The sequence below is a fragment of the Actinomadura sp. NPDC049382 genome (assembly GCF_040677125.1).
GTDB lineage: Bacteria > Actinomycetota > Actinomycetes > Streptosporangiales > Streptosporangiaceae > Spirillospora > Spirillospora geliboluensis.
Genome location: NZ_JBFARO010000020.1, coordinates 77,389 through 98,529, shown reverse-complemented (window position 1 = coordinate 98,529; position 21,141 = coordinate 77,389). Strand labels below are relative to the sequence as shown.

At 70.3% G+C, this 21,141-nt stretch carries 18 protein-coding genes; 7 read left to right on the top strand and 11 right to left on the bottom strand.

All coding sequences use genetic code 11. The features are described from left to right. Positions 1 to 95 precede the first annotated feature (95 nt). Positions 96 to 605, top strand: coding sequence for an Lrp/AsnC family transcriptional regulator (locus AB0K34_RS15560; RefSeq protein ID WP_138633241.1), 510 nt, complete (start codon positions 96 to 98; stop codon positions 603 to 605). Here AB0K34_RS15560 and AB0K34_RS15555 read toward each other — a convergent pair. The 5 genes from AB0K34_RS15555 to AB0K34_RS15535 all read right to left on the bottom strand — a co-directional run bounded on the left by AB0K34_RS15555 (position 584) and on the right by AB0K34_RS15535 (position 7,198). Beyond that, the gene (locus tag AB0K34_RS15555) at positions 584 to 1,315 is read right to left on the bottom strand and encodes a gamma-glutamyl-gamma-aminobutyrate hydrolase family protein (protein WP_364549058.1); all 732 of its coding nucleotides are present in this window, start codon (positions 1,313 to 1,315) and stop codon (positions 584 to 586) included. The genes AB0K34_RS15560 and AB0K34_RS15555 overlap by 22 nt on opposite strands. 38 nt (positions 1,316 to 1,353) lie before the next feature. Next, positions 1,354 to 2,826, bottom strand: a complete 1,473-nt coding sequence (locus AB0K34_RS15550; protein WP_138633247.1) for an APC family permease — start codon at positions 2,824 to 2,826, stop codon at positions 1,354 to 1,356. A gap of 25 nt (positions 2,827 to 2,851) precedes the next feature. Then, the gene (locus AB0K34_RS15545) at positions 2,852 to 4,156 is read right to left on the bottom strand and encodes a DUF1116 domain-containing protein (RefSeq protein ID WP_364549055.1); all 1,305 of its coding nucleotides are present in this window, start codon (positions 4,154 to 4,156) and stop codon (positions 2,852 to 2,854) included. 10 nt (positions 4,157 to 4,166) lie between these two features. Further along, entirely contained in the window at positions 4,167 to 5,510 is a 1,344-nt protein-coding gene (locus tag AB0K34_RS15540) for a hypothetical protein (protein WP_301173689.1), read from the bottom strand. Positions 5,511 to 5,770: 260 nt separating this feature from the next. Next, positions 5,771 to 7,198 carry a non-reducing end alpha-L-arabinofuranosidase family hydrolase gene (locus AB0K34_RS15535; protein WP_240807128.1) on the bottom strand — a complete coding sequence of 476 codons (1,428 nt, stop codon included), beginning with the start codon at positions 7,196 to 7,198 and terminating at the stop codon, positions 5,771 to 5,773. A gap of 382 nt (positions 7,199 to 7,580) precedes the next feature. Between AB0K34_RS15535 and AB0K34_RS15530 the strand changes: the two genes are divergently transcribed. Continuing rightward, on the top strand, positions 7,581 to 8,999 hold the full coding sequence (locus tag AB0K34_RS15530; RefSeq protein WP_301176410.1) for an endo-1,4-beta-xylanase: 1,419 nt from the start codon (positions 7,581 to 7,583) through the stop codon (positions 8,997 to 8,999). Between the two features lie 16 nt (positions 9,000 to 9,015). After that, positions 9,016 to 10,389, top strand: coding sequence for an RICIN domain-containing protein (locus tag AB0K34_RS15525; RefSeq protein ID WP_364549051.1), 1,374 nt, complete (start codon positions 9,016 to 9,018; stop codon positions 10,387 to 10,389). A 176-nt stretch (positions 10,390 to 10,565) separates the two neighbouring features. Here AB0K34_RS15525 and AB0K34_RS15520 read toward each other — a convergent pair whose 3' ends face one another. The 3 genes from AB0K34_RS15520 to AB0K34_RS15510 all read right to left on the bottom strand — a co-directional run bounded on the left by AB0K34_RS15520 (position 10,566) and on the right by AB0K34_RS15510 (position 12,668). After that, positions 10,566 to 10,973, bottom strand: a complete 408-nt coding sequence (locus tag AB0K34_RS15520; RefSeq protein WP_138633264.1) for a VOC family protein — start codon at positions 10,971 to 10,973, stop codon at positions 10,566 to 10,568. Positions 10,974 to 11,242: 269 nt separating this feature from the next. Then, complete coding sequence (locus AB0K34_RS15515; protein ID WP_364549047.1) at positions 11,243 to 12,166, bottom strand: NADP-dependent oxidoreductase; 924 nt, start codon at positions 12,164 to 12,166, stop codon at positions 11,243 to 11,245. Positions 12,167 to 12,272: 106 nt separating this feature from the next. Beyond that, positions 12,273 to 12,668 carry a MerR family transcriptional regulator gene (locus AB0K34_RS15510; RefSeq protein ID WP_364549045.1) on the bottom strand — a complete coding sequence of 132 codons (396 nt, stop codon included), beginning with the start codon at positions 12,666 to 12,668 and terminating at the stop codon, positions 12,273 to 12,275. Between the two features lie 241 nt (positions 12,669 to 12,909). Between AB0K34_RS15510 and AB0K34_RS15505 the strand changes: the two genes are divergently transcribed. The 4 genes from AB0K34_RS15505 (at position 12,910) to AB0K34_RS15490 (ending at position 17,376) form a co-directional block, all read left to right on the top strand. After that, positions 12,910 to 13,593, top strand: a complete 684-nt coding sequence (locus AB0K34_RS15505; RefSeq protein WP_205719070.1) for a hypothetical protein — start codon at positions 12,910 to 12,912, stop codon at positions 13,591 to 13,593. A 2-nt stretch (positions 13,594 to 13,595) separates the two neighbouring features. Next, entirely contained in the window at positions 13,596 to 14,297 is a 702-nt protein-coding gene (locus tag AB0K34_RS15500; protein ID WP_364549041.1) for a hypothetical protein, read from the top strand. A gap of 126 nt (positions 14,298 to 14,423) precedes the next feature. Further along, a complete protein-coding gene (locus AB0K34_RS15495; RefSeq protein WP_364549039.1) occupies positions 14,424 to 16,550 on the top strand; it encodes a hypothetical protein in 2,127 nt (708 codons plus the stop codon). A gap of 403 nt (positions 16,551 to 16,953) precedes the next feature. Next, on the top strand, positions 16,954 to 17,376 hold the full coding sequence (locus AB0K34_RS15490; protein ID WP_138633362.1) for a VOC family protein: 423 nt from the start codon (positions 16,954 to 16,956) through the stop codon (positions 17,374 to 17,376). A 17-nt stretch (positions 17,377 to 17,393) separates the two neighbouring features. Here the strand turns inward: AB0K34_RS15490 and AB0K34_RS15485 are convergent, their stop codons facing one another. From AB0K34_RS15485 to AB0K34_RS15475, 3 genes are all read right to left on the bottom strand, one after another. After that, entirely contained in the window at positions 17,394 to 18,317 is a 924-nt protein-coding gene (locus tag AB0K34_RS15485) for a 2-dehydropantoate 2-reductase (RefSeq protein ID WP_364549036.1), read from the bottom strand. A 17-nt stretch (positions 18,318 to 18,334) separates the two neighbouring features. Then, complete coding sequence (locus AB0K34_RS15480; RefSeq protein ID WP_138633279.1) at positions 18,335 to 19,477, bottom strand: enolase C-terminal domain-like protein; 1,143 nt, start codon at positions 19,475 to 19,477, stop codon at positions 18,335 to 18,337. Positions 19,478 to 19,583: 106 nt separating this feature from the next. Beyond that, positions 19,584 to 21,140, bottom strand: coding sequence for an AMP-binding protein (locus AB0K34_RS15475; RefSeq protein WP_364549033.1), 1,557 nt, complete (start codon positions 21,138 to 21,140; stop codon positions 19,584 to 19,586). Position 21,141: the final 1 nt, after the last annotated feature.

The following is a 21,141-nucleotide window of genomic DNA, read 5'->3' as shown; positions in this document are numbered from 1 at the left end:
GACTTAATCGGCTCTTCGGCCCGCCCCTATGCACCTCGGCTCCGGGACGGTCGTTCATTGCGCGGGAACGGGCATTCTGGCGATATGCTGGGCGAATGGTGAACAAGGAGGGGCCCCAGAACGGTTCCAAGCCGGGGCAGGGAGTCCCTCCGCTGGCGGCGCTGGACACGACGGATCGTGAGATCCTCCGGATCCTCCAGAAAGACGGGCGTACGTCGAACTCCGCGATCGCCCGGCAATTGGGGATCACCGAGACGACCGTGCGTAAGCGGATCGCGGCGATGCGCGACCGCGACCTCATGGAGATCGTGGCGGTGCCCACGCCGCGGCTGGCCGGGTACAACATCTCGGCGATCATCGGGTTGTCGGTGAGCCTGCCGCATCTTCGCGAAGTGAGCCGGAAACTGGTCGAGGCGTCGGAGGTCCGCTATTGCGGGCTGTCCACGGGGCGTTTCGACGTGATGATCGAGGCGTTCTTCTACGACAAGGAGCACCTGCTGCGGTTCACCACCGACGTGCTCGGGGCGCTGCCGGGGATCACCGCCGTGGAGACGTCGCTCATCCTCAAGATCGAGAAGTTCTCCTACGAGTGGGAGCTCGGCTGAGCCGTTCCGGTCCGGCGCGCGGCGGCGCGGACGAGGCGCTCGAACAGGCCGGTCATCCCGCTCTCCTCCGCGTGGCCCTGCACTCCGCAGGTGAAGGTCCGGTCGCGGACCTCGATGCCCTCGACGATCCCGTCCGCGGTCCACGCCGTCTCCACGACTCCCCGGCCGAGGTCGCCGACCGACTGGTGGTGGTGGGTGGCGATGTCGGCGTGTTCCCCGAGCGCGGCGTGCAGTTCGCTGCCGGGCCGGATGGTGATCGGGTGCTTTCCGAAGCCTGACGGGTCCGGGAGGTGCGCGTCGGTGCCGACGATGTCGGGAATGTGCTGGACGAGGGTGCCGCCGAGCGCGACGTTCAGCAGTTGCATACCCCGGCAGATGCCGAGGATGGGCAGGTCGGCGGCCAGAGCCGCGCGGGCGAGCCGGATCTCCCACTCGTCCCGCAGCGGGTCCGCGGGGCGCGTGGACGGGTGCGGCCGGGCCCCGTACCGGCGGGGGTCGATGTCCCCTCCCCCCGCCAGCACCAGGCCGTCCAGCCTCTCGATCATGTCGGACGCGGCCCGCGGCTGGGGCGGGAGGACGACGGCGATCCCGCCGGCGGCCACCACCTGCTCGTGGTAGGCCACCGGCAGGACGATCGCTCGCCGCCGCCACACGTCCCATGCGGCGTCCGCCAGGTCGGCGCTGATGCCGATCAGGGGTTTGCCCGTCACCACTACCTCGCGGTCGGCGTTTCGCAGCGGCGGGGCATTCAGAAGACCTCGGTCCTGGTCAGCTGGGCGTACACCTCGGGCCTGCCCCGCTTGAGCTGCAGCGACCGCACGGTTCCGATGAGGAACGCCAGCGGGATGAAGCTGAGGAGGAGGTAGTTCACCCAGTCGGTCCGTCCGGACAGCAGGTCGAAGTTGCGCGCCACCAGCCACGACGCGACGCCGAGGCCGATGAGGCTGAGCAGTGGCGCCACCGCCGTGCTCCACACGCTGAGCCCGTGCGTGGTGTTCACCCGGTTGAAGTAGACCGCGATCGCCAGGGAGCACAGCGCCTGCAGGACGATCACGGCGAGCACCCCCGGCGCCACCATCAGCAGGAAGACCTGCAGGTAGGGGTCGGCTCCGGCGAGCATGAACGCGGTGACCGCCACCAGGCCGATGGTGCCCTGGACGGCGCTGGCCACGTACGGCGAGCGGTGCTCGGGGTGGACGCGGGCGAGCCGGCCGGGCAGCATCTTCTCGCGTCCGAGCGTGAACAGGTACCGCGAGGCGGTGTTGTGGAAGGCCAGCGTGGACGCGAACGCGCTGGTCACCAGCAGGATCTCCATCACGACCACCGCGCCGTGCCCGACGTACTTCTCGGTGGCGGCGAACACCAGCCCGACCGGGTCGGCGGTGGCGGCGTCCACGATCGACGCCTTGCCGTAGGCGACGTAGACGATCCAGGCCATGAACGTGTAGAAGAGGGCCAGGAATCCCACGGCCAGGTAGACGGCCCGGGGGACGGTCCGCTCGGGGTCGCGGGCCTCCTCCGAGTAGATCGCGGTCGACTCGAACCCGATGAACGCGCCGAACACGATGGCGAACATCGCGCCCGTGCCGCCGCCGGCGAAGATCGCCGACGGGGAGAAGGAGCTCACGTCGAGCCCGTCCGCGCCGCCCTGCCAGAGCACCGGCGCGGCGAGGACGAGCAGGATCGCGGCCTCCGACAGCAGGGCGATGCCCAGCACCTTCGCGCTGAGCGAGATCTGCCGGTGCCCCAGGTAGACCACGATCGCCAGCGCGGCGAAGGAGAAGACCGGCCACGGCACGTCGATCCCGAGGGCGTCCTTGACCGGCACCGCGGCGAAGGCCCCGACCGCGCCGAGCTGGCCGATCGCGATCACCGAGTACGCGGCCATCGCGAGCGTGGCGGCGCCGCCGCCGACCGGGCGGCCGAGGCCCTGCCCGATGTAGGAGTAGAAGGCGCCGGCGTTCTTGATGCGCAGCGCCATCCTGGTCAGGCCGACCGCGAACAGCAGGAGCACGATGCCGGCGACGAGCTGGGCGCCGGGCGCCCCGATCCCGCCGATCATGAAGGCCAGCGGGGCGAACCCGGCGACCACCAGGAGCGGCCCGGCCGCGGCCACGACGAAGAAGGCCAGTTCGAACGGTCCCATCCGGCCCTGGATATGGGGTGCGGCCGCCTTCGTCGCTCCGCCGCCGGCGGGGTTCGCCTGCTCCGAGTACGTCATGGCTCTCTCCAGCGGTGCATGGTGGTCAGGAAGCGGTCGGGGTCGGGTAGCGCTCGGCGTAGCCGGCGGCCGCGGCGGTGAACGCCTCGATGCGGGGCCGCAGGACGCCGGCTCCGATCTGGCCGCCGGCGCGTCCGGCGAGCCCGCCGTCGATCAGCGGGGTGACACCGGAGGCGACGACGGCGTGCAGGTCGATGCCGACCGGGGTCCCGCGGAAGTCGAACGCCGGGATCCGGTAGTCGGGGTGCTCGGACGACGCGATGGCGTACATCGCCTCGTTGTTGCCCAGCATGGCCTGGAAACTGCCGCCCTGGTAATCCATGAGCGACGGGGCGCACGCCTGGGCCATCCCGCCGAGGCCGACGGTCTCGGTGACGCAGCTCTCCCCGCCGATCCATTCGGCGTCGGCCTCGGTGAAGCCGTCGAAGAACCGGCCCTGCAGTTCGGGGTGGCCGCCGCGGAACCACTCCTCGCCGAGACCGCTGACGCGGACGGCGAACTCGCGGCAGTTGATCGCCATTCCGGTGAGCAGGCTGCTGTGCTCGACGCCGTGGGCGGCGTCCGCGGTGGCCTTGGCCGCGGCCATGCTGAGCCTGAGGAACGTGTAGTCGTTCGCCAGGAAGAAGTCCATGACCTCTTCCACCCGCGTCCGCCACTGGTCCGTGGCCGCCAGCGCGAACAGCCGCGGGGTCAGTTCCCGCTGCAGCAGCAGGGTGGCCGCGGTGTTGCGGCTGTGCAGCTCGTCGCCGAGCCGCAGCGCCCGGGCCATCATCGGCTTGAGCCGGATCGGGTGATCGGCGAGGCACTCGGCCAGCACCGGCGCCATGGTCGACTCCAGCCACCGGAGCCCGTCCGCGACCTCCTGGTCGTAGGACCCGTAGTTGAGGCGGTAGCGGCTCTTGCCCTCGTAGAAGTTGCAGAAGGCGCGGTTGCCGTGCGTCTCGTCCTCGACGATGAACACCGGCATCGAGGCGGTGTAGATGCCGGCGACCGAGCCGATGCAGTCGTGCTGCTGGGTGGAGCGCACCCGGATGTCGCCGCGGTCGAGCTTGGCCTCGGCGTCCTCGACGCCGTCCGCCAGGCCCTCGTAGACCGCGCCGTAGAGGATGGCGCGCCGCTGGCCGCCCGTGTACTGGTGCCATTCCAGCGGCGCCCCGGAGGTCAGGATCGTGGTGGGCGTCATCCCGGGCACGACGTCGCCGGCCGCGGCCACGCCCACGAGCACGGGCTCGGCGCCGACCATCCGCTCCAGGGCCTCGGCGTTGGCCCGCAGGCGGCGCTCTTCGCCATCGGCCTGCGGACGGCGCGTGTCGGCCGAGGTCTCGTTCACTGTGGACATCTCAAAGCCTCTGCAGGTAGTTCCGGGTCTCCCAGTCGGTGACCACTGATCCGTACTCGCGGCACTCCGCCCGCTTGTAGTCCAGGAACGTCCGGTGGAACTCCTTGCCCATGACCCGCTCGGCGAGGGCGTCGGCCTCGAACAGGTCCAGCGCCTGCTCCAGCGAGCGCGGCAGCGCGAGGTCTCCGTAGCCGGCGAGTTCCTCCGCGCTCATCCGGTAGGTGTCGCGGTTGAGGGGTTCGCCCGGGTCGAGCTTGTTGGCGACGCCGTCCAGCCCGGCGGCGAGGATCAGCCCGATGCCGAGGTGGTAGTTGACCGAGGCGTCCACGGTGCGGACCTCGAGGCAGTGCCGGTTGACCGGCATGCGGCACATGAGGGTCCGGTTGTTCTCGCCCCAGCTGCGGTAGACGGGGGCCCAGGAGATCTCGTCCATGAAGCCCTTGCTGGTGAACCGCTTGTAGGAGTTGACCGTCGGCGACGTCACCGCGCAGATCGCGCCCGCGTGGGCGAGCACGCCGGCCACGAAGTGGCGGGCGGTGTCGCTGTAGCCGCCGCCGGACGCGGCCTCGAACACGTTCCGGCCGGTCTCCCCGTCCGCCAGGCTGATGTTCACGTGGGACGCGGAGCCGAAGTCGTCCTGGAACGGCTTGGCCATGAACGTCGCGATGCAGCCGAGTTCGCGGGCGACGTGCTTGGCCATCAGCCGGAAGATCACCATGCGGTCGGCCATGGTGAGCGCGTCGGTGTAGTCGAAGTTGAACTCGTACTGGCCGTCGCCGCCCTCGTGGTCGAAGGAGTAGACGCCGTAGCCGAGCTGGTTCATGTACTCGACCATCGGCCCGAGGAAGGGCGCGGCGAGGACGGTGGTCTCCAGGTCGTAGCCGCGCGTCGGCGCGTCCAGCCGGTCCTGCGGCACCAGCGGCTCCCAGCCCTGGGCCGTCTCGCGGACGACGTAGAACTCCGGCTCGATCCCGACGTTCACGGTGAAGCCCATCTCCGCGGCCTCGTCGACCTGGCGGAGCAGGAAGTTGCGCGCCTCCTGCGGGTAGAGCTCGCCGTCGAGGTGCAGGCTGGTCGGCACCACCGCGAACTCCGGGTTCCAGGGCAGGACGACAAGCCGGTCAAGGTCGGGGATGCCCGCGCACTCGTCCTCGTGGGGGCCGAGGTCGCCCATGCCCTCCAGCGCTCCCACGGTGTACAGCTCCGAGCCCTTCGCCATGGACGGCAGCGACTCCACCGGGACGCACTTGCTCTTCGGCACGCCGTGGATGTCGACATAGAAGCCGAAGACGTACTTGACGCCCTGCTCGATCAGCTGGTCTCGGAGGACCTCCGCCTGTGACACAGAACACTCCTCTGCTTGATTTCGACCCATCGTGCGGGCACAAGGATCGAATGTCAACACTTTGGAGGCGTCTCAGTGCTTGATCTCGATCTGCGAGGCGGCGATCGGGGCGCGCCTGGGGAGAGAGGGGACGTGGCGTCTCGGGGCAGCGCCGCCTCACCGAGGGAAGGCCCGGCCGGGCATGAAAAAGTGGCGGGCCCGGCCTGTTGCCGAGCCCGCCACGCGGGGTCCGCGCCAGAGCCGGACCCGTGTCTCCGTTGCTAGCGCTGCAGCGTCAGCAGACCCGGCCGGTAGGGCAGGAGTCCGTAGTCGCCGCCGGAGTTGGGGCTGCGCCCCTGGTAGAGCAGTTGCAGGTTGCAGGGGTCGACGGTGAAGGTCTGGTCGGCGCTGGTGCGGATCAGTTCACCGTGGCTGATGTCGTTGGTCCAGGTGGCGCCGCTGTTGGCCTTGCCGGCGAAGGGGTTGCCCTCGGTCGCGGCCTGCGGCGTCCACGAACCGTTCAGGCTGGTGGACGTGAAGGAGCGGAAGTAGCGCCCCTGGGAGCCGATCGCCTCGACGAGCATGAGGTAGCGGTTCTGGTCCTTGAGCTTGTAGACCTGAACGGCCTCGAACAGGTTGTTGGTCGAATCGCTCATGATCACTGTCGAGGTCGAGCCGAAACTGCCGGGGAAGTTCCCGATCGGCATGCTGGCCCGGTAGATCTTGCCGTTGTCACCGGCGAAGAAAAGGTACATGTTCGTGCCGTCACCGATGACCGTCTGGTCGATGGGCCCCGTTCCGGAACCCGAGATGCTTCCGGAGAAGAGCACCTGCGGCGATGACCAGCCATTCGGGTTGGTCGGGTCGCTGGACGTCCGGTAGGAGAAGGCGGTGCTGCCCCACTGGTAGGCGAGCACCCAGATGTTCTTCGGCGCGAAGTAGAAGAGCGTCGGGGCGACGGTGGCGTTCGACATGGTGTTCTGGCTGGCCGATGCCATATCCGACCAGTTGCTGAACAGGCCGAAGTTCATCGACCCCCATCTCGTCCCCGTGTCGTGCGTCGTCGCGTAGACGAGATGCCTGCCGTTGTAGGGGGCGACGGTGAAGTCCTTGAGCGAGACCCATCCCGCCTTGGGCTGCGCAAGCGGGCCCGTGGACGTCCAGCGGTAGGACGATGGGAGGTCGCACCCGGGAGCGGGGTCGCCGCCGCCGACCTCGACGAGCTGCCACTGCTGGTTGTTCCCGCCCCAGTCGTCGTACTGGACGATGTTCGCGCCGTCGGCGGTGGAGCCGCCCTGCACTTCGAGGGCCTTGTTGCTGTGGCGCGAGACGAACCTGACGTAGCCTCCCGGGCTGTCCTCCAGCCGCCACTGCTGGTTGGTGCCGTTCAGGTCGGACCATTGGACGATCGAGCCGCCGTTGGCGGTGGAGAAGTTGTAGACGTCCAGCACCTTGCCGGAGTGGCGGGATTTGATGCGGTAGTAGCCGCCGCCGGAGTCGACGAACTGCCACTGCTGCTGGTTCTGGTCGTTCCTGGTCCACTGGGTGATGCGGGCGCCGTCGTTGGTCGCCAGGTTGTAGACGTCCAGGGCCTTGCCGCTGTTGCGGTTGACCAGGACGTACCACTTGTTCACGTCCACTGTCGCGGCCTGAGCCGGCTCTGCGTTCGTCACGGACAGGAGCACCGACAGCAGGAGCGATGCCAGCACGGCCGCACCGGTCCTCAACATGAGCTTCTTCCCTTCAGGCGAATGTTAGCGCTAACATTTCCAGGCCGGGCGGAACCTTCTTTCCATCGGGGGATCGGGAGGTGGTGGTGGCCCGGAGTAAATACGAGGCAACGCGGCATCGTCAAGACTCCGGGCACTTCGAAAACTTTCGAGTGCAGATCTCCTGCTAGAACGCGTGCACAAAGCGGCAGCCGGATGCCCGCGATGAAAATTCTTTGAAACTGTTGACGGGATCTGGGAGGGCTCTCACACTGAGTCCGCGACGCCCCGGTGGTGTGTGCGCTCCCATACCGGAGCGCGGCGTCTGTCGCACGGCCCTGTCCGTGCTTCCGCCCATCGTTCGTTCATGGAGGAAACAGACGTGCGTACGAACGCCACGCCCAGGCCCCGGATCCGCAAGCGGGCCGCCCTCGCGGCCGCCTTCGGGGCGCTCAGCATGACCGCCGCTCTGGTCGCCCCGCCCCCCGCCTCCGCCGCGGAGAGCACGCTGGGCGCCGCGGCGGCGCAGAGCGGCCGCTACTTCGGCACCGCCATCGCCTCGGGCAGGCTCAACGACTCGGTGTACACCACGATCGCGAACCGCGAATTCAACATGGTGACCGCCGAGAACGAGATGAAGATCGACGCCACCGAACCCCAGCGGGGCCAGTTCAACTTCACCGCCGGCGACCGCGTCTACAACTGGGCCGTCCAGAACGGCAAGAAGGTGCGCGGCCACACCCTGGCCTGGCACTCCCAGCAGCCCGGCTGGATGCAGAACCTCAGCGGCAGCACCCTGCGCCAGGCGATGATCGACCACATCAACGGCGTCATGGCCCACTACAAGGGCAAGATCGTCCAGTGGGACGTCGTGAACGAGGCGTTCGCCGACGGCAGTTCGGGCGGCCGCCGCGACTCCAACCTGCAGCGCACCGGCAACGACTGGATCGAGGTCGCCTTCCGCACCGCGCGCGCCGCCGACCCGTCCGCCAAGCTCTGCTACAACGACTACAACATCGAGAACTGGACCTGGGCCAAGACCCAGGGCGTCTACGCGATGGTCCGCGACTTCAAGCAGCGCGGCGTGCCCATCGACTGCGTCGGATTCCAGTCCCACTTCAACAGCGGCAGCCCCTACAACAGCAACTTCCGCACCACCCTGCAGAGCTTCGCCGCCCTCGGCGTCGACGTCGCCATCACCGAACTCGACATCCAGGGCGCCTCGGCCACGACCTACGCCAACGTGACCAACGACTGCCTGGCCGTCTCGCGGTGCCTCGGTATCACCGTCTGGGGCGTGCGCGACACCGACTCCTGGCGCTCGGACCAGACACCGCTTCTGTTCGACGGCAACGGCAACAAGAAGGCCGCCTACACCGCCGTCCTCAACGCCCTCAACGGCGGCACCTCCGAGCCCCCCACCCCCGGCGCCGGGACGATCCAGGGCGTCGGCTCGGGCCGCTGCCTGGACGTGCCCAACGCCAGCACCACCGACGGCACCCAGGTCCAGCTGTGGGACTGCCACGGCGGCACCAACCAGCAGTGGACCTACACCGACGCGAGCGAGCTCAGGGTCTACGGCAACAAGTGCCTGGACGCCGCCGGCACCGGTAACGGCGCCAAGGTCCAGATCTACAGCTGCTGGGGCGGCGACAACCAGAAGTGGCGCCTGAACTCCGACGGATCCATCGTCGGCGTCCAGTCCGGCCTCTGCCTGGACGCCGCCGGCAGCGGCAACGGCGCCCCGATCCAGCTCTACACCTGCTGGAACGGCAGCAACCAGCGCTGGACCCGCGCCTGAACCGGGGTGTGAATCGATGAAGAGCTACGGCGCGGCTCCGCCCGCCCCTCCTCCGCCAAGGCGTCGCCTGCGGTCCCGGCTCGCCGCCGCACTGGCGACGGCCCTCGCGATGGGCACGCTCGTCGCGGTGAACCCGACGCCTGCGGACGCGGCGACGGTGGACACCAACGCCTGGTACGTCATGGTCAATCGCAACAGCGGCAAGGCACTGGACGTGTACGGCGCGTCCACCGGCGACGGCGCACGCGTCACGCAATGGACGCGCAATGACGGAGCCAATCAGCAGTGGCAGTTCGTGGACTCCGGCGGCGGCTTCTACCGGCTGAAGGCCAGGCATTCGGGCAAGGTGCTCGACGTGGCCGGCGCCTCCACGGCCGACGGCGCCGGAATCCAGCAGTGGGCCGACCACAACGGGACCAATCAGCAGTTCCGCTTGGCCGACTCCGACGCGGGCCACGTCCGGCTGATCAGCCGCAGCAGCGGCAAGGCCGTGGAGGTGCAGGGCGGCTCCACGGCCGACGGCGCCAACGTCGTCCAGTACACCGACTGGGGCGGCGCGAATCAGCAGTGGGAAATGGTCAAACTGTCGTCCGATGGCGGCGGCGGGTGCGGGAGTGCTCCGACGCTCACCAGCGGTACGTACACGATCCAGAGCAGCGGTAAGAGCCGCAGCTTCATCCTCCGGGTCCCGTCCAACTACGACAACGACCACCCCTACCGGCTGATCTTCGCCTTCCACTGGCGGGGCGGCACCGCCAACGACGTCGCGTCGGGCGGGACGAGCGGGAGCGCCTGGTCCTACTACGGCCAGCAGGAACAATCGAACGACAGCGCGATCCTCGTCGCCCCTCAGGGCCTCGGCAACGGCTGGGCCAATTCGGGCGGTGAGGACGTCACCTTCGTCGACGACATGATCCGGCGAATCGAGGGCGGCCTCTGCGTCAACACGGCGCAGCGCTTCGCCACGGGCTTCAGTTGGGGCGGCGGCATGAGCTACGCCCTCGCATGCGCCCGGCCGAACGTCTTCCGGGCCGTCGCGGTCCTCTCGGGCGCACAGATCAGCGGGTGCGACGGCGGCACGCAGCCCATCGCCTATTTCGGAATCCACGGCATCGGCGACTCCGTCCTCAACATCGCGCAGGGACGGTCGCTGCGGGACAAGTTCGTCGCCAACAACGGCTGCACTCCCCAGAGCCCGCGCGAGCCGGCCCCGGGCAGCCGGACGCACATCACCACCGCCTACTCGGGCTGCCGCGCCGGGTATCCCGTCCAATGGGCCGCGTTCGACGGAGACCACATACCGGGCCCGGTCGACGGCTCCCCCAACGAGAGCGGCGTCGCCACCTGGACCAAGGGAGAGATCTGGAGGTTCTTCGCACAGTTCCAGTGACAGGAGCGCACGACGGAGTGGAGCCGGGGTCGTCCTGGTTCCACTCCGTCGTGACCGTTCAAAGCCGGCCCGCACGCCCGCAGAACTCCGTTGCCGTTCGTCTCCAGAACTGTGGTGACGCAGGCCAACGCCTCGCCGGGCGGTCGTCCCTCATCGCTTCGGGCCGCCGTGGTCGGTCAGGACTGCCGCGGGGTGATGTTCACCATCCAGGTGATCCCGAACCGGTCCACGAGCGAGCCGGCCTCGTCACCCCACGACTGCTTCTCCAAGGGCAAGGTCACGGTGCCGCCGGCGGACAGCTCCTCGAAGTAGCCGCGTAGTCCGGCGTCATCGCCGCCGAGGAAGACCGCGACATTGTTGCCCGGGGTGTGGGGCATCTCCTCCCGGACGTCCCACCCCATCAGCGTGAAGCCGTCCGGGGTGCGGAGCGTGGAGTGCATGATCCTGTCGGCGGGCGCGTCGGGTGAGCCGAAGTCGGCGTACGTGCCCATCTCCAGTTCGCCGCCCAAGACGTCCCGGTAGAACTCCATCGCCTGCCGTGCGCTCCCGTTGAAAGCAAGGCAAGGGTTGAGCAGAGAACCCATCTGACGCTCCTTCATGCGAGTGACTTGCGGACAGCCAGGGCCGCGACAGCAGGCACCGCGACGGTCGTCCGAACCTGACAGCACTCGACCGCCGAGATCCGGCCCCGTGGAGCCTGCTTGCGCGCGTAGACCCGTATGGAGTGGCGGCTCAGGATTTCTGAGCCGTCACTGCGTCAAGCCTTTCGATGAATCACGACATCCTTTGTCACGTATTCCGCAGAATCGTCGATGCCCGCCGACTGGCCGGTCCGGCCGGGGACGCAGGCTGCTCAGGACACCTTGATCACGACCTTGCCGCAGGCGTGGCCGTTCTCGACGGTGGCCAGGGCGGCCGGGGCGTCGGAAAGCGGATGGATCGCGCTGATCACGGGTGCGAGGGCTCCGTCGAGGGCCAGCCGGGCGGACCGCTCCAGGTTCTCGCGGTCGAGGCGGCGCTCGACGAACCGCCCGCCGAGATCGCGCACGGACGCGTCGCCCACGGCGATGACGTCGCCGGGACGCCGGGCCAGGGGCGCGACCGTCCGCAGCGGCGCGCCTCCGACCAGGTCGACGATCCCGTCGAAGCCGTCCGGGGCCCGCTCCCGTGCCGCGGCGGCGACGTCCCCGGCGGCGTAGTCGATGAACCGCACCCCGAGGGCCTCGGCGCGGTCGCGCTTCGCGGCGCTCCCGGTGCCGGTCACGCGGAGTCCGCGTGCGGCGGCCAGGCCGGCGACGGCGAGGCCGACGCCGCCCCCGACCCCGTTGACCAGGATCGCGGCACCGGGAGGGAGGTCGAGCTGGTCGAGCACGTCCACCGCGGTCGTCCCGGCCACCGGCAGTGTCGCCGCCACGGTCGCCGACAGGCCCGCCGGGATGCGCGCGGTGTTCGGCGCGGACAGAACCGTCGTCTCGGCGTAGGTGCCGCCACCGGTGAGCGCGAAGCCGAAGACCGCGTCACCGACCTCGAGGCCGTCGACGTCCGCGCCCCGGGCGAGGACGGTTCCCGCCGCCTCCATGCCCAGCACGCGGGGAAACGGACGTCCTCCACCGAGCCCGGGGACCGGACCCGAGCGGAGAAGGTGGTCGAGGGGGTTCACGCCGGCGACGTCGACCCGGATCAGCACCTCATCGCGCTCGGGGACGGGGTCGGGACGCTCGAAGAACTCCTGCACCTCGGGCCCGCCGTGCCCGCCGAATCCCCACGCCTGCCCCATGCTCCGTCGCCTCCCGTGTGACCGGCCCGGTGGTTCCGGGCTCCGCGGCCATCGTCAGCCCTCACATCGATGTCAGGGGCAACCGGTTGAGACGCGGGTCACGGGATCAGGCCGGTCGGGCCACCGGTTCCCGGGCGCGGGCCAGCTCCGCCCGATGCCTGCCGTTCGCCGTGATCAGCTCGTCGAGCGCGTCCCGGGTCTCGATCAGCCGCGCGATGTCGGCGTCGATCCGGTCGCGCTCGCGCGTCATCGCCGCGAACGCCAGCTCGACGACGTCCTGGTCGCCGGGGGTCTCCACGCACGGGAGCACGGTCGTGATCACCCGGCTGGACAGGCCCGCGCCGAACAGTCGCCGGATGAGGGCCACGCGCTCGACCTCGGCATCGGAGTAGTGGCGCTGCCCGGCTTCGGAGCGCGAGCTGGCCAGCAGGCCCTGCTCTTCGTAGTAGCGCAGCGAGCGCGGACTTACGCCGGTACGCCTGGACAGTTCACCGATCCGCATTCCTGCGAGCCTACGCGCGCGGCGAAGCGAATCATCTGGGGAGCGGCCGTCCGCGTCCAGGATGCGCCGCGGGCGCGGGGTACGGGTCGCCCGTCGTCGCCCGGCCATGTGAGGTCGTGGTGCCCTCCCAGGGCTGCATGGGGAGGGGCGACCAAAGGGTGGCCAAGGAGCGACCTTTGAGCCGGTGATGGTCGTCTTTGGACGGCTGTCGGCGCGGACGCGGCTTCCTAGGTTCGAGATCATGAACGTGGAAGCCCCCGTCCCGCCTCCGCTCCCGCGCCGGATCGCGCTGGTGGCGGCGCTGCTACTGCTGTCGCCGATCTGCGCCGAGTACCTCATCGGCTACGACCAGATCATCGGGCGTCCGCTGGAGTTGCTCGGCGGGCTGCTCATCCTCGCCCCGCTGTACGGGACCGTCGCGGTGCTGATCCGTGAGGCCGTGCGCCGTACCGGCCGGGGCTGGCCGACGATCGTGCTGCTGAGCGCCGCGTTCGGGCTCGTCCAGGCGGGGCTGATCGACCAGAGCCTGTTCAACCCGGACTTCGTGGACGAGCCATCCTGGGACCGCGACCGGCTGCCGACCCACCTCCCGGAGCTGGGCCTCAGTGCCAAGTACCTGCTGGTCTTCGTCGCGGGCCATGTGATCTGCGCCGTGCTGCTGGGCGTCGCCGCCTTCGCCCTTCCCCGGCGTTCTGATCCCGTGCCGGGACGGGTTCCGCCGCCGTGGCTGGTGGGTTGCGGCGCCGTGGTGCTGTGGGGCGTCCACCAGTTGGCCCCCGCGTCCTGGACGGGGGTGGCGGTGGCGGCGCTCGCCCTCGCTCTCGCGGCCGTATGCCTGCTGCTGGGTGTGCTGCTCCTTCTGGGTCTCGTCGACCATCGGTTGCGCCGCTCGAAGGAGACCGTCGCGCAGGCAGGGAGGTCCTGAACATGCGATCGCATCCGGATGCCTCAACAACGCTGGCGCGGTCGGTCTGGGCGCAGGGGGCGCTGTACGCGGCGGCGGCGGTGCTGCTGGCCGGCGTCGGCTGGCTGCTCGATCCGCTCGCGAACTGGCTGGTGGGCCTGAAGTGGGCACCGATGCGGGGCCCCGCCGAACTGCTGATCTCCGTTCCCGAGCCGTGGCTCACCGTGGTCCTGATCGGCGTGGGAGCGCTCGCGGGGACGGCCCTGATCTTCTTCGACTCCCTGGAGCAGGTGTCGGTCACCGTGTCCGGCGAGTGGGTGGTCCTGAAGCGGGCGGGCCACACGCAGAAGATCGCTCGCGAACAGGTCGGGCACGTCTTCCGGGAGAAGGACCGGCTGGTGCTGCTCGGCCTCAGGGGCGAGGAGATCGCCCGGGAGAAGTGCGACCTCAACGCCCGGCGCCTGGCCACGGCCTTCACCGAGCACGGCTACACCTGGGTGGACGCCGACCCGTACGAGGACGAGTTCCGGATCTGGTTCCCCAAGACCCCCGAATTGCCCGACCTGGCGAACGCACTGCTTGCGGCCCGCGCGGAGGCCCTGGAATCCTCGGACTCCGGCGACTCCGTCAAGGAACTGCGCCGCGAGCTGGCCCGGATCGGCATCGTCGTCCGCGACAAGGGCAAGCGGCAGTACTGGCGCGGCCCCGGCTCCGTCTCGCGATGACGCGACGGCGGTCGAGCAGGCGGGGGCGGCGGGAAGGCGTTCGATCTTCCTGGCCCGACATGTGATCCTTGTTCCGCGAAGGTGCCGTCCGGTGCGGGCTCCGGCGGCGGTCTGGACGGGACGGTGATGAACGGGAAACGCCTGCTCGACCGGGCCTCGGAGAAATACGGCCCCGCCAGGCTCGGGCACTTCGCCATGACCCAGCTTCTGCTGGGCGTCGGACTGCTGATGGTCTGGCCCTTCGTCTTCGGCGGCATCGTGGACGAGGCCACGGCCACCAGGCACGCCGCGAAAGGCGAAGGGGTTCCGGGCACGTTCACGGCCCACTCGGAGGTGTGCGGAAAAGGCGGATGCAACTGGTACGGCCCGTACACGACCGGCGACTTCTTTCAGCTGACCCTGGAGAGAGTCGAGCTGAGGGGGGACGGCGGCCGTTCCATCCAGGTCGGGGACTCGGTTCCCGCTCTCTACGTCGGCTCGGGGGACTTCGTCCACATGCGGGGCGGGTCGCCGGAGTGGGGGGAGCCGCTCGGCGCCGGCGTTCTCGGTGTCTTCACCGGCGGTCTCGGGACATTGCTGATCTGCATGGTTCTGTGGGGCGTCTACTGGACACGGGCCGCCCCCGCGTCGCGCAGACGAGCGGCCAGGGAACGCGAGGGCTCCGCACTGCGCCGCCTCGCCGACCGGGACCGGTGGGTCTGGTCGGCGCGACCCGGCTCGTCCGCGATCGAGGTGAAGATCGCCAGGTCCGGGGGTCGGACCCTGGCCGGTGCGGTCGGCATGCTCTCGCTGGCGGCGTCGCTCCTGGCGTTCGGTCTGCTCTGGGACGAGTTCAACAAGGAGATCACCCTCGCCGAGCTGGTCGCGGCCTCGTGGGCGCCGGTCTTCGCGATCGTCGTCGCGGGCGTCGCCGTCCAGACGCTCAGGCTCGTGCTGGCACGGCCCCGGATGTGGGCGACCGACGATGAGCTGGTCATCTGGGACGCGCTGCTGCTGTGGAAGGTGCTGCGAATCCCGCGCGCCGAGATCGCGTCGATCCACTACGGCGACGGCCCGCGGCGGCGGGACGAGGAGCACTCGGCCCAGTTGACGCCGTTCCGGGAAGAGCTCAATCTCGTCCTGCGGATGCGGGAGGGCGTCTCCCTTCCCGCGCGCCGGCTGCGGTGGGGGAACTGGTTCTGGGTCCTGCTGACCCTGAGGGATCTGGATCCGCAGACGAGGATGCCTCAGCGGGGTTTTCTCTTCCGCCAGTTGTGTCTTCGGGTGAAGGATCCGCGCAGGGTGGCCGCCGACCTCGACCGTTGGCTGGCGGAGGACGGGACGCTCCCGCCGCAGGCCGTGCCGGTCGATCACCCCCATGACGGCACGGTCCGGACGCACCGTGGCGTCGGCGCGGCGCGCGTCAAGATCAAGGGACGGCTTCCTCAGCCGGTGCTGGCCGAGTTCGCCCACGAGGGCCCGGGGACGCTGCGGGCCTGGCTTCGACGCACCGAGTTCGGCCGGGGGACGCCGGTCATGGTGTCCGGCCCCGGAGGCTCGCCGGCCACGACCGTCCTGGACGACCGGCTGGTGTCCGACAAGGAGCTCACGAAGAGGTACCTGCACGTCGAGGCCGACGGCCCCTGGACCGTCACGATCAGCGGACCGGAACGCGCACGCGGCTTCACCCGCTCGGCCACGGGCACCGGGCCCGAAGTGCTCAGCTACCAGGGGCCGGCCGGAATCGCCGTCGTGACATGCCCCGGCGGACAACCCCACCGGGTCTACCTGCACGGGCCGGACCTCGCCGTCCTGCATCGCTGCGATCCAGTCGTGTCCGCCGACGCGCCCAGCCCGGCGCCGGGCGACGAGTCCCCGCCGAGCCGGAGCACGTTCGCCGTTCCGGCACATGCCGTCCTCCAGGTGAGAACCGCCGAGGCGGACTGGCGCATCGACGTAACACCCCTTGAACAGGCCGACGTGGACGACATCACCGTGCCGCCCACCGGGCACGTCCGGCCGTTCGAGCACTCCCTAACGGGTGCCCGGCCTGCGGTCGTGCGCTACCTGGGCCCGCCGGGGCCCGTGCTGTTCCGCAGCGGAGACGGCTTCGGCCTCCTGCTACTCGACGCCGCGCTGACCCCCGTTCGGACACTCGCCCTCCCGGAGGGCGACACGGAAATCCGCCTCCGGTCCCACTCGCTCCTCCAGGTCACCGGTGGCCACGGCACCTGGTCCCTGCAAGAGGCGCACACCCGCTCCTCACCTCACTGACCGAGCGCATACGCACCGTCGGCCGTGTCACGCGCCGACCTGCGCCAGATGCTCGTCCACGCGAACGGCGAGCAATTGCCCGAGCCGCTTGTGTTCCGGGTACGGCTCAACCAGTCCTACGACGGGCACGCCCCCACGACCTGGCGAGTTGAGATTTCCCGAGCATTCACACGCGGGTGATACCGAGGTGACGGACACGGCGCTCTCCGGGATTCGTGCCGAACGCCCCGGGATCAGGATGTTTCCGCGCCCGCCCGTCCAGAACAATGACGCCTGACAAACGGTCGCCGACCGCACGCGGAGCGTTCAAGATGATCCGCGGCATCGCCGACCTCGGCGGCCGGTCCCGAAGGAGACCTTCATGAACGACACCGACCACCCGCAGCGCGGGACGATCCAGCGGATGGACAACATCGCCATCGTCGTCGACGACCTCCCGGCCGCCAAGGCGTTCTTCGCCGAACTCGGGCTGGAACTGGAGGGCGAGGCGACGGTCGAGGGCAGCGCGGTGGACCGCCTCGTCGGGCTTGAGGGAGTCCGATCGGACATCGCGATGATGCGCACCCCGGACGGCCACGGGCGGCTGGAGCTGACCAAGTACCACTCGCCGCCGAGCCGGGACGGCGACCCGCACGCTCCGGCGAACACGCTGGGCGCACACCGCATCATGTTCGCCGTCGACGACATCGACGACATCATCGACCGCCTGCGGCCGCACGGAGCCGAACTCCTCGGCGAGCTGGTGCAGTACGAGAACAGCTACCGGCTCTGCTACCTCCGCGGCCCGGCGGGCATCCTCATCGCTCTCGCCGAGCAGACCAACTGACCGGTCAGCGGCATCGATCAGGTCTCTGACCAGGTGGTTTCGCGTTCGCGCACCAGGGCGGTCAGCGTCGCGTTGACGGGGGCCTCCCGTCCGATCTTGGCGGCCTCGCGGGGGACGGCGCCGTTGATGAACATGATCTCGCTGACGCGCCGGGCCTCGTGGTCGAGCAGCGCGGAGGGCTTGGCCGCCGGCATCTGGGCGCCGAAGTCGCGGACCAGCGCGACGGGGTCGGTCACGGAGACGGCGACGCCGCGGGCGCGGGCGACGTCCCATGCCTCGGTGGCCGCCGCACGGCTGACCGGGCCGATGTGCTCGTGGTCCATGACCTCGCCGACCGTCAGCCCGGTCAGCGCGCACGGGGCGCTGTAGGCGACGTTGCAGATGAGCTTCTCCCACTGCATCGCGGCTATGTCGGTCACGGCCCGGGCGTCGAATCCGGCCTGGCGCCAGGCGGCGGCGACGCGCTCGATCTCGGCGTGGTCGAGGTCGCCGTGGCCGCCGAAGCGGAGCGCGCGCATCGCGTTGTGGTGGACCTCGCCGGGGCGTTTCACGGACGCGCCGAAGCCGCTCGCCACTCCGACGGCGAGCCGGTCGCCGCCGAGGTGGGCGGCGACCACGTCCGCCGAGCCGAAGCCGTTCTGGATCGTCAGGACGACGGTCTCGGGCGCGAGGAGCGGCCGCGCCTGGAGCGCGGCGGTTTCGACGTCCGCGGCCTTGACGGCGAGGACGACGAGGTCCACCGGCTGCCGGGGCGGGGTCGTGTGCGCCCGCACCGGGACCCGGGTCTCCCCGTCCGGTCCGGAGACCAGCAGCCCGTGCTCGGCGATGGCCGCCATGTGCTCGGCCCATCGGTCGACGACGAGGACGTCGTGGCCCGCCGACGCGAGCCGTCCGGCGTACACCGATCCCATCGCGCCGCATCCGACGACGGCGATCCTCATGGCCCCTCCTTCCGCGATCATGCGACGAGCCGGGCGATCTGCTCGGTGAGGCCGGGCTTCGCCTCGAGTCCGAAGCCGGGGTCGTCAGCGGGATGGATCCGGCCGTCCGCGAGCCGGCAGCCGGGGCCGTAGCCGCCGAACGGCTGGAAGACGCCCGGGTAGGCCTCGCAGCCGCCGAGGCCGAGACCGGTCACGATGTGCAGGTTGATCAGGTGCCCGCCGTGCGGGTACGCCGACCGGCGGTCGATCCCGTGCTCCTCCATCAGCTCGATCATCTGGACGTACTCGGTCAGCCCGTAGCTCAGGCCCGCGTCCATCTGGAACACGTCGAGGCCGGCGCGGACGCCGCCGTAGAGCAGCAGGTTCCGCACGTCCTGGACGGAGAACAGGTTCTCGCCGGTGGCGACGGCTCCCGGATAGACCTCCGCGAGCCGCCGGTGCAGGTCGAAGGCGAGCGGGTCCCCGGCCTCCTCGTACCAGCGGAGCCGGTGGCCGGCGAGCGCCTCGGCGTACGCGAGCGCCTGCGTCCAGCCGAAGCGCCCGTTCGCGTCGACGGCGACCGCGCCGCCGCCGCCCATCACCTCGACCGCCGCCTCGACGCGGCGCAGGTCCTCGTCGAGCGGCAGGCCGCCGATCTTGATCTTCACCGCCGGGTACCCGTCGTCGCGGTAGCCGCTCAGCTCGGTCCTCAGGTGCCGGACGTCGTCGCCGGGACGGTAGTAGCCGCCCGCGGCGTAGACCGGGGCGCCGTCCCAGCCGGGGGCGCGTCCGTACGCTTTGGCGATCACCACGTGCGCCGGTTCGGCGGCGTGCTTGGCGAGCAGGTCCCAGCAGGCGAGTTCGAGGGCGGCGGCCGCGGCGGCGCGGTCGCCGTGGCCGCCGGGCTTCTCGTCCTTCATGGCGCGCTTCAGCACGCGGCCCGGGTCCAGGAGTCCCGTGTCGGGCGCGAGCAGCGAATCCGGGTCGGCGCTCAGCAGGCGCGGGATCATGCGTTCGCGCAGGATGCCGCTCTGCGCGAAGCGTCCGATGGAGTTGAACGCCACGCCGGCGAGCGGGCGTCCGTTCCGGCGCACATCGCTGATCAGCGCGACCAGGGAGACGGTGTGGTCGGCGAAGCTGACCACGGAATTGGTCACGTTCCCCTGAAGGGGGATGGACATTTCTCGAATGTCGACGATACGCACACGCTCTCCTTCTCTTGCACGACGGCCGGCGACAGCGCGCGCACGGGCCCGGCCGGTACAGGGGCCGCGGCGCCGTGCGCGCTCACGGGTTCGCGGGAACGCTCCCCGCGACCGGCTCACGGAGGCTGCGCTTGAGCACCTTGCCGCTGGGCGTGCGAGGCAGCGCGTCGACCAGGTCGACCCGGGTCGGGCATTTGTAGTGTGCGAGCCTTTCCCGGCAGAAGGCGATCACTTCCGGCTCGGTGAGCCGGGCGCCGTCCCTGGCGACGATCGTCGCGACGACCGTCTCGCCCCAGCGCGGATGGGGGACGCCGACGACGGCGGCCTCCGCCACTCCCGGGTGTTCGGCGAGGACGTTCTCGACCTCCACCGGATAGACGTTCTCTCCCCCGGTGATGATCATGTCGGTGATGCGGTCGGTCAGGAACAGGTAGCCGTCCTCGTCCAGATGGCCCGCGTCGCCGGTGCGGAACCAGCCGCCCGCGCGGAAGACCCGGGCGGTGTCGGCCTCGTTGCCGAGGTAGCCGCGGGTGAGCAGGGCGCTGCGCGTCCACACCTCGCCGGTCGCCCCGGCGGGCAGTTCCTTCTCGGTCGCGGGATCGCGGATCTGGATCTCCACTCCTTCGGCGGCGCGTCCGGCGGAGGCCAGCCGCGCGCCTCCCGCACGGTGGTCGTCCGGGCTGAGGAACGTGATCGGCCCGCACGCCTCGGTCATCCCGTAGCTCTGCACGAGGTCGCAGCCGAGCGCCGCCCGCGCCTCCTCGATCACCGCGGGCGGCATCGGGGACCCGCCGTAGATGAGGGTCTTCAGGCTGCTCAGGTCGGCGTCCGCCACCGCCGGGCTCTGCACCAGGGTCTGGACGACCGCCGGGACGCTCAGCATGTGCGTGGCGCGGACGTCCGCCAGCACGCGCAGGACGCCCTCGGGCGAGGCGTCGGTGAGGAAGACCGACCGCGCTCCCCGGCCCAGGCAGTAGAAGAGCCACCCCGTCCCCGAGACGTGGAACAGCGGCGCGGGGACGCTCACGACCGATCCCGGGCCGACCTCCCACGGCGCGGGCGTCGCCAGGTTCGCGGTGATGTTGGCGTTGGTCAGCTGCACCGCCTTCGGCTGGCCCGAGGTCCCGGAGGTGTAGATGAGGAGGGTCGTGTCGCCGGGGTCCGCCGGATGCCGGTCGGCGGTCGTGGGACGCCCGTCGAGCCAGGCGTCGTAGCCGGAGGCGAGCCGCAGGTCGCCTCCCAGCACCACGACGTTCTCCCCGGCGTGCGCGACGTCCTCCTCCGCCAGGCCCAGCGCCCGCAGGTAGGCGGTGTCGGCGACGACGGCCCCCGGCCTGGCGTGGTCGAGGACGCGCGCGAGTTCGGCCGGCGCGAGCCGCCAGTTCAGCGGGACGGCGGGGATGCCGCGCCTGTTCGCGCCCGTCATCAGCTCGGCCCAGACGGCGGCGTCGCGGCCCAGGTACGCGACCGGGCCGCCGGTGTCCGCCAGCGCGTTCGCGACCTGGGCGGAGCGGTGCGCGAGCTCGGCGAAGGTGAGCTGCCTGCCGCCGGCGTTGCCGGTGGCGGGCCGGTCCGGCGCCTCCCGGGCCCAATGGTCGACCATGTCGGCCATCGCGCCGGTGAATCCGCGGTCGTCCATG

Excerpts from the sequence above, each read along its gene's own strand:
- AB0K34_RS15560 (WP_138633241.1), top strand. The coding sequence starts at position 96 with ATGGTGAACAAGGAGGGGCCCCAGAACGGTTCCAAGCCGGGGCAGGGA.
- AB0K34_RS15550 (WP_138633247.1), bottom strand. The coding sequence starts at position 2,826 with ATGACGTACTCGGAGCAGGCGAACCCCGCCGGCGGCGGAGCGACGAAG.
- AB0K34_RS15525 (WP_364549051.1), top strand. The coding sequence starts at position 9,016 with ATGAAGAGCTACGGCGCGGCTCCGCCCGCCCCTCCTCCGCCAAGGCGT.
- AB0K34_RS15520 (WP_138633264.1), bottom strand. The coding sequence starts at position 10,973 with ATGGGTTCTCTGCTCAACCCTTGCCTTGCTTTCAACGGGAGCGCACGG.
- AB0K34_RS15515 (WP_364549047.1), bottom strand. The coding sequence starts at position 12,166 with ATGGGGCAGGCGTGGGGATTCGGCGGGCACGGCGGGCCCGAGGTGCAG.
- AB0K34_RS15510 (WP_364549045.1), bottom strand. The coding sequence starts at position 12,668 with ATGCGGATCGGTGAACTGTCCAGGCGTACCGGCGTAAGTCCGCGCTCG.
- AB0K34_RS15505 (WP_205719070.1), top strand. The coding sequence starts at position 12,910 with ATGAACGTGGAAGCCCCCGTCCCGCCTCCGCTCCCGCGCCGGATCGCG.
- AB0K34_RS15500 (WP_364549041.1), top strand. The coding sequence starts at position 13,596 with ATGCGATCGCATCCGGATGCCTCAACAACGCTGGCGCGGTCGGTCTGG.
- AB0K34_RS15495 (WP_364549039.1), top strand. The coding sequence starts at position 14,424 with ATGAACGGGAAACGCCTGCTCGACCGGGCCTCGGAGAAATACGGCCCC.
- AB0K34_RS15490 (WP_138633362.1), top strand. The coding sequence starts at position 16,954 with ATGGACAACATCGCCATCGTCGTCGACGACCTCCCGGCCGCCAAGGCG.
- AB0K34_RS15485 (WP_364549036.1), bottom strand. The coding sequence starts at position 18,317 with ATGAGGATCGCCGTCGTCGGATGCGGCGCGATGGGATCGGTGTACGCC.
- AB0K34_RS15480 (WP_138633279.1), bottom strand. The coding sequence starts at position 19,477 with ATGTCCATCCCCCTTCAGGGGAACGTGACCAATTCCGTGGTCAGCTTC.
- AB0K34_RS15475 (WP_364549033.1), bottom strand. The coding sequence starts at position 21,140 with ATGGACGACCGCGGATTCACCGGCGCGATGGCCGACATGGTCGACCAT.